The 7,185-nt window shown below is 39.9% G+C and carries 5 protein-coding genes; 4 read left to right on the forward strand and 1 reads right to left on the reverse strand.

What is annotated here, in order from left to right; translation table 11 throughout:
- Positions 1-94: 94 nt before the first annotated feature.
- Positions 95-319 carry a hypothetical protein gene (locus ACTRWE_RS07780; protein WP_013463755.1) on the reverse strand — a complete coding sequence of 75 codons (225 nt, stop codon included), beginning with the start codon at positions 317-319 and terminating at the stop codon, positions 95-97.
- Between the two features lie 315 nt (positions 320-634).
- On the opposite strand from ACTRWE_RS07780, the gene uvrD reads away from it, so the two are divergent.
- The 4 genes from uvrD to ACTRWE_RS07800 are packed head-to-tail and all read left to right on the forward strand — an operon-like array spanning position 635 to position 6,875.
- Positions 635-2,800, forward strand: a complete 2,166-nt coding sequence (uvrD, locus tag ACTRWE_RS07785; protein ID WP_462879776.1) for a DNA helicase II — start codon at positions 635-637, stop codon at positions 2,798-2,800.
- On the forward strand, positions 2,778-4,868 hold the full coding sequence (locus ACTRWE_RS07790; protein ID WP_462879777.1) for a GNAT family N-acetyltransferase: 2,091 nt from the start codon (positions 2,778-2,780) through the stop codon (positions 4,866-4,868). The genes uvrD and ACTRWE_RS07790 overlap by 23 nt, the downstream gene beginning before the upstream one ends.
- Positions 4,837-5,961 (forward strand): ABC transporter substrate-binding protein, encoded by a 1,125-nt coding sequence (locus tag ACTRWE_RS07795; protein ID WP_462879778.1) that lies wholly within the window; start codon positions 4,837-4,839, stop codon positions 5,959-5,961. Before ACTRWE_RS07790 ends, ACTRWE_RS07795 begins: the two co-directional genes overlap by 32 nt.
- A 56-nt stretch (positions 5,962-6,017) precedes the next feature.
- Positions 6,018-6,875, forward strand: coding sequence for a chemotaxis protein (locus tag ACTRWE_RS07800; protein ID WP_462879779.1), 858 nt, complete (start codon positions 6,018-6,020; stop codon positions 6,873-6,875).
- The last annotated feature ends 310 nt before the right edge of the window (positions 6,876-7,185 follow it).

Genomic DNA, 7,185 nt, shown 5'->3' on the forward strand with positions numbered 1-7,185 from the left:
CTAATACAACAGATTATAACCTAATCAGCTATGAATAATGAAAGCCAGATACAAAAATAGCGCCATAAGGCGCTATTTAGCATCATCAATTTAGCTAACCGCCTGAGCGATAGCGTGCAGCATCAATAATTGCCCATAAATGGAACACGGCACCGATTACGGCTGGAACAACTAAAAACCATAGCGCATAACCGCCAAAAACCAGAATTGCAAAAACAAGTGCCGCTAAAATACGGCCCTGCACCAACTGCCCTAAACCGGGGAAAAAAATATTACATAATGCTGCGATTACGTTACCGCCAGAACCTTGTTGAGACATACTAACCTCTGTAGTTTAATTAATTTTGTATTTGTACTTATTATTTATACTTACACACTTTATGCCAATTTATTAAAGCTTACAAATCATGTAGTTAAATTATTACGAATTTATCAGTTTAGTATTTTTTGCCAAAAATAGGTCAAATTAGCAATTTTAAATAGATATTTTAATTACTTGCTCAGTTTATACTGTTAACTATTCAACAACTTAAATACGTATTTTATAAATAGCTGTTTATAAAAACAGTATTTTATTTAGCCTAACAAAAACACCTGTTATACTGCTCTCATTATTGATTAAAAAGGCGTAACGATGGACGTTTCAGAATTACTCGATGGCTTAAATGATAAACAACGCGATGCCGTTGCAGCGCCATTACAAAACATGCTGGTATTAGCAGGAGCAGGTTCAGGTAAAACTCGAGTATTGGTTCATCGTATTGCCTGGTTAATGCAAGTAGAGCAAGCCTCTGCCTACAGTATTTTTGCGGTAACCTTTACTAATAAAGCCGCTAAAGAAATGCGCTCGCGGGTTGAAGAAACATTAAAAGCCCCTGTAGGCGGTATGTGGATTGGTACTTTCCATGGTTTATCGCACCGAATTTTGCGTGCACATCACCGTGAAGCAAAGTTACCAGAAGCCTTTCAAATTTTAGACTCTGACGATCAGCTTCGTATGATCAAACGCTTATTAAAATCGATGAATATTGATGATAAAAAATGGCCGGCAAAGCAGTTTGGTTGGTACATAAGCGCTAAAAAAGACGAAGCTCTACGCCCTAAAGATATTCAGGCATACGATATTAACGAGCAAATGATGCTGCGCGTTTACGCCGCCTATCAAGAAGCTTGTGATAGAGCGGGCCTAGTTGATTTTGCAGAAATATTACTACGTAGCTATGAGGTTCTTAAAAACAACCCAACCTTGCTGCGTCATTATCAGCAGCGCTTTGCGCACATGCTCGTAGACGAGTTTCAAGATACCAACACCATTCAGTATGCATGGTTAAAATTACTTGCGGGCGATACCAGCAGTATCATGATTGTAGGTGATGATGACCAAAGTATTTATGGTTGGCGTGGCGCAAAAATAGAAAACATTAAACGCTTTTTAACCGATTTTGACGCAGAGACGATTCGCCTTGAGCAAAATTACCGCTCGACTGCCACTATTCTTAAAGCCTCAAACGCGTTAATTCAAAATAACTCCGAGCGAATGGGAAAAAGTTTATGGACCGACGGTAACGACGGTGAACCTATTTCTATTTATGCTGCTTTTAATGAGCTAGATGAAGCGCGCTTTGTGAGTAGCAAATTACGTAGCTGGCTTAATGCGGGTAATGCACTTCAAGATGCGGCTATTTTATATCGTAGTAATGCGCAATCGCGGGTACTTGAAGAAGCAATGCTACAAGAAGGTTTAAAATACCGAATCTATGGCGGTATGCGATTCTTCGAACGCCAAGAAATTAAAGATGCACTTTCATATTTACGCCTAGTAGGTAATCGTCAAGACGATGCGGCATTTGAGCGTGTAATTAACACCCCCGCTCGCGGCATTGGCGATAAAACATTAAGCCATATACGTGACTGCGCTCGCGCTGAATCTTTGCCGCTTTGGTATGCAGCTAAAGCCATTGTAGAGCAACAGCATTTATCAGGGCGAGCATCAGGGGCGGTTGCCAAGTTTGTTGAGTTAATTGAACATATTGAAGATAAGATTAGTGACTTAACGCTGCACGAGCAGGCTAAATATGCCATTCAAACCTCAGGGTTAATGGCAATGTATCAGGCTGAAAAAGGTGAAAAAGGCCGTGCTCGGGTTGAAAACTTAGAAGAATTAATTAGCGCCTGCGATCAATATGAACTCCCTGAAGAGGAAGAATTCAGTTCACCACTACAAGGCTTTTTAGCCTACACCTCGCTTGAATCAGGTGAAGGGCAAGCTGATGAACATGAAGATGCGGTACAAATGATGACGCTTCACTCAGCTAAAGGCTTAGAGTTTCCGCTGGTATTTATGGTCGGTGTTGAAGAGGGCATGTTCCCATCACAACAAAGTAATGAAGAAACGGGCCGTTTAGAAGAAGAACGCCGCCTTTGTTATGTAGGTATGACCCGTGCTATGGATAAACTGTATATAAGCCACGCAGAAAGCCGCCGTTTATATGGTCAAGAAAAATACCACAGCCCATCGCGTTTTTTACGTGAAATACCCGAAGACTGCGTAGAAGAAATTCGCATTAAAACCCAGGTTTCTCGCCCGCCAGCAGCTGGTCGCTTTAGTGCATCGGTTAGCCATGCCGCCTTTGAAGAAAGCGGGTTTAATTTAGGTCAACGGGTGCTACATGCAAAATTTGGCATTGGTACGGTGCTTAATTACGAAGGCAGTGGCGCACAATCGCGAGTACAAGTTAACTTTGACGGCTTAGGTAGTAAGTGGTTAGTAACAGCTTATGCAAGACTACAAGCCGTTTAACCGCGTTATAGAGCATCTGCAACAGCAGCTAACGAATGCTAAACATCGTCAGTTACTGTTGCTTACAGGCGATAAAAATTGGTGTTATGAGCAATGCACTCAGCTGCTTGCTCAATTACAGCAACCCTCTTTTGTTCTTTCTAAAAACACAAATTTAGTTAATGCACATTGGCCAGAGCATACCCATCAAATTTTAGGGCAAGAGTGCGCCCATGCTGTTTATGATGGCTACAGTGGACTGGTGCCAGATAAACTAGCAGCCTTAGCGGGCGTAGTTCAAGCGGGTGGCTTTTTAATTGTATTACTTCCACCACTCGAATCACTTGAACATTGGTGCGATCCTGCGCTGCCATTATTTCAATCATTTGGACAAGCGCATCAATACAGCTTTTTTAATCAACGTTTAAAGCACTTACTGAGCAGCGCCTCTTTGTTACATTTTAATCAACAAGATGGCTGGGTTACTCTTGCCGACATTGATGCATCAGCAGGTACTATAGATTTTACCGAGCAACAACAATGTGTTGAATTAATAAAAAAAACCGCGCACGGACGGGCAAATAGACCATTATTGATTAATGCGGATCGGGGACGGGGTAAATCAGCGGCATTAGGGATTGCCGCAAGCGAGCTCAGCGATAAAAAAATCCTCATCAGCTCTATGCAATTTCGCGCATTGCACAGCAGCTTTAAACATTTAGCAAACGCACTTAATTTAGAGTATCAAGCAGGCAATAAATGCATTGCAAACATGCAATATATTGCACCTGATCAACTACTTAACGAACAGCCTGAGTGTGACTTGCTATTAATTGATGAAGCGGCAGCAATCCCTGTTCCAATGCTCATAAAACTACTCCACCTTTATCCTCGCGTGGTATTTTCAAGCACCATGGTTGGCTATGAAGGCAATGGTCGCGGCTATATTCTAAAGTTTACTCGCTACATTAAAACGCATTTTAAAAATATGCGCAGTATGACTCTTGAGCAGCCTATTCGCTTTGCAAAGCAGGACCCATTAGAGCAGCACATTCGCACGTTATTAGCCTTAGATGCTGAACATCACAGCCTCACCTTACACTCTACCCCTTTGCAATTTAAGCAGTTACAGGCACATCAACTTGCTAGTAACGAGTCACTACTTTATCAAGTGATTGGGTTGCTAACGCTGGCACATTATCAAACCAGTGTGAATGATTTACGCCACTTACTAGACGCCACTAAACAACATGTATTTGTTTGCCAACAAGGTGATAATATTCTCGGTGTCTGTTTAATTGCGATTGAAGGTGGGTTTAATGCCGCCATGAGCAATGAAATAGCACAAGGAAAGCGCAGGCCTCAAGGTCACTTAATGGCACAAACGTTAGCACAATTGAGTTTTAATGCTGATGTTTTAAAACAACACTGCGCCCGCGTGGTGCGTATTGCCATTGATCCACAGCATCACAACAAAAAAATAGGCACACAGTTACTTAAATACTGTGAACAGCAATTGCAGAGCGAGTGTCATTGGTTTGGTGCCAGCTTTGGTGGCAATGCGCAATTACTCAGTTTTTGGCAAAGTAATGGCTTTGATTTAGTTAAACTCGGTTTTCAAAAAGATAAGGCAACGGGCGAGCACAGTGCATTAGTTGTTAAAAGCTTAACTAAAAGTGACCAACTAGTAGAGCAATTAGTAGCACAGTTTGAAGCCGATTTCCCTTTGCAACTACTCGATCACTATAGTCAGCTTGATTATCAACTGGTCGCGAAAATTGTCTCTCATTTTAATACTCATACTAGCAGTATCACTGAGCAATTAAGATTAAAGTCTATGTTAACAAGTGACTACCAGCTTTTTAATATAAAACCATTGCTCTGGCGACGTTTTTGGGCATTGCCGTATAGCTTGCCAACCGATGACGATAATTTCCAATATGTTTTTATTAGGCTAGTATTACAAAATTGGACACCGAAAAATATCCAAAGTCAGTTAGGTTTGAATGGCACAAAGTCATTTAATACATTATTTAAAAAGGCTGTAAATAATTGGTATGAGCGCATTTCGCATAATAGCAAACCTTAACATTGTCCTTATAGCATTAGTGCTTGGGCAAACTTTCGCGCATGCCGAGCAAACCAACAACAAAGTAATTAAGCTGGGCATGTCTACTGCACTGACTGGCCCTGCTAAAAATATTGGCCAACAGTTACATAAAGGTAGCAGCGTTTATTTTGACAAAGTTAATAACGCTGGCGGCATTAATGGCGCTAAGGTGCTACTTTTAGTTGCTGACGATCACTATGAACCCAAACAAACCGTTAATAATACTCGTGAGTTTATTTACACAAATAAAGTTGATGCCCTGTTTGGTGCCATGGGTACCCCAACCAGCCATGCAATTATACCTTTACTAGAACAATCAAAAATTCCGTTCTTAATGCCTTTTAGCGGGGCGAGCTTTCTACGTGAAAAACCGTCAGTTAAAGCATTTAACTTAAGAGCAAGCTATAACGACGAAACACAAGAACAAATCAAATACCTCGTTGAAGAGCATAAACATACTAAAATAGGGCTGTTTATACAGGCTGACGAATTTGGCTTATATGTAGAATCAGGACTAAGAGAAGCACTCGCTAAATATAACCTTACACCGGTAATAGTTGCTCGCTACAAACGCAATAGCCAAGATGTCGAGTCGGCACTTAATACCTTAAAATTAAGCGGAGTTACGGCAATCTGTTTAGTCGGCACTTATGAACCACTCTCTGAGTTTATTAATAGTGCCCAAAAGCAAGGGTTTAATCCTGAATATACTAGCGTTTCGTTTGTACCCAGCTTTGACTTATTTGATGAAGTAAACTCACCATCAAATATTATGGTAACGGAGATTGTTCCAAACCCACTAAATTGTAACGATAATTTTTGTACTGAGTTTTTAGCCGATATGCAAGCGAGCAACATCAAAAAACCGAGTCGTCTTCATTTTGAGGGTTATATTAACGCTATGGCATTTAGCAAAGCAGCGAAAAACTGTCAATTCCCCCTTCAGCAATCCTGCCTGATGAATGAGCTTAATTCTTTATTAGTAACCGATACACTTATCCAAAAGTTATTCATAAATACTGAAAACAACAATAAGCGTAATGTATATCGCTCTTATTATGTGAATAAATAAGTACCTTGCAAATATTGTTCTATCCTTAGTATACAAACTTAGTATGTGAGGAAGCCATGGACTTAATTAATTTTAAAGTGGGTTATAAAACCATTTCACTTAAGATTCTTGATATCTTATTAACGGAACAATTTCATAATAACCTCACGGTGCTGCCTAACGATAACAAGAGCTTCCTAGGCATTAAAGATTATATGGGGATCCCAACCCCAGTATTTGACTTAGGAATAATTTTAAATCGAGTGTCTACAGAGCACAGTAACCGAGATGCGTTAAAGCAACTTAAATCTTGGCAAAAACAACTCAATACGTGGTTTAATCAATTAGAACAAGCGTTACTAAGTTCGCAAAATTCGTTAAATACGAGTCAATATGAGCTTGCTGACTTTGAACAATTTTATATGGAATTTAAAACCGATAACGACGAATTAAAAAGTACGATGTCACGCTTTAATGAGCCGTTTAAATCACTTTTACAAAAAGTAGAAGACGCTATTAAAGTACATAAACAAAAAAATAGTAAACAAGTCCTCATACAGCTTGAAATTGTAAAGCGCCATGAGCTGATCCAATTAGAGCGCTTATTTGAATCAGCCAAAGAGCAAATAACCTTAGACTATAAACCGATTATTGTTTTTACAACAAAAGATGGAATGACCCCGCATGTTGGCTTATTAGTTGATAAAGTCGAAGATAATATTGAATATAGACAAGAAGATATAAAACCTCTCGATAAGTTGACTGAAATAGGCTTTGATATTGATCCACAAACAAGAAATATGATGCATGGATTAATTAAGCTAGCCGATAAACACAGCGTACTTATTGATCCAAGCGCTATATTTAAACCCAAAGAGCTTCAAGCCTCTTGCAACGTACAAGAGCAAGAAACCGAAGCCTATGGACTGTTCTAAGCTAATTATTTGTATAAACAATACTAACGAACAACAGTGCAGTTAGTGTGTTTTTGGCTCTGAATATTTTTCTTTAACCTCAGGCCTTTCATCTAATTTTGGAACGTTTAAAAAAGCCCGACTCAGTGAGTCGGGCTTTCTAAATTTGGAGCCATGGTGCGCTACTTCGTAGCAACAACGCAGTAGAATATCGTGGTGTCAGCTCTGATCGACTCTCTTCCTTTAACCTAATACCTTTCACCTCGAACCTGCATTTTCACTTTCCTACAGACGTAAAAAAGCCCGACTATTTCTAGTCGGGCTTTCTTGT

It is taken from the genome of Pseudoalteromonas sp. G5_S1_54_S4 (assembly GCF_054968565.1).

Excerpts from the sequence above, each read along its gene's own strand:
- ACTRWE_RS07800 (WP_462879779.1), top strand. The coding sequence starts at position 6,018 with ATGGACTTAATTAATTTTAAAGTGGGTTATAAAACCATTTCACTTAAG.
- ACTRWE_RS07780 (WP_013463755.1), bottom strand. The coding sequence starts at position 319 with ATGTCTCAACAAGGTTCTGGCGGTAACGTAATCGCAGCATTATGTAAT.
- uvrD (WP_462879776.1), top strand. The coding sequence starts at position 635 with ATGGACGTTTCAGAATTACTCGATGGCTTAAATGATAAACAACGCGAT.
- ACTRWE_RS07795 (WP_462879778.1), top strand. The coding sequence starts at position 4,837 with ATGAGCGCATTTCGCATAATAGCAAACCTTAACATTGTCCTTATAGCA.
- ACTRWE_RS07790 (WP_462879777.1), top strand. The coding sequence starts at position 2,778 with ATGCAAGACTACAAGCCGTTTAACCGCGTTATAGAGCATCTGCAACAG.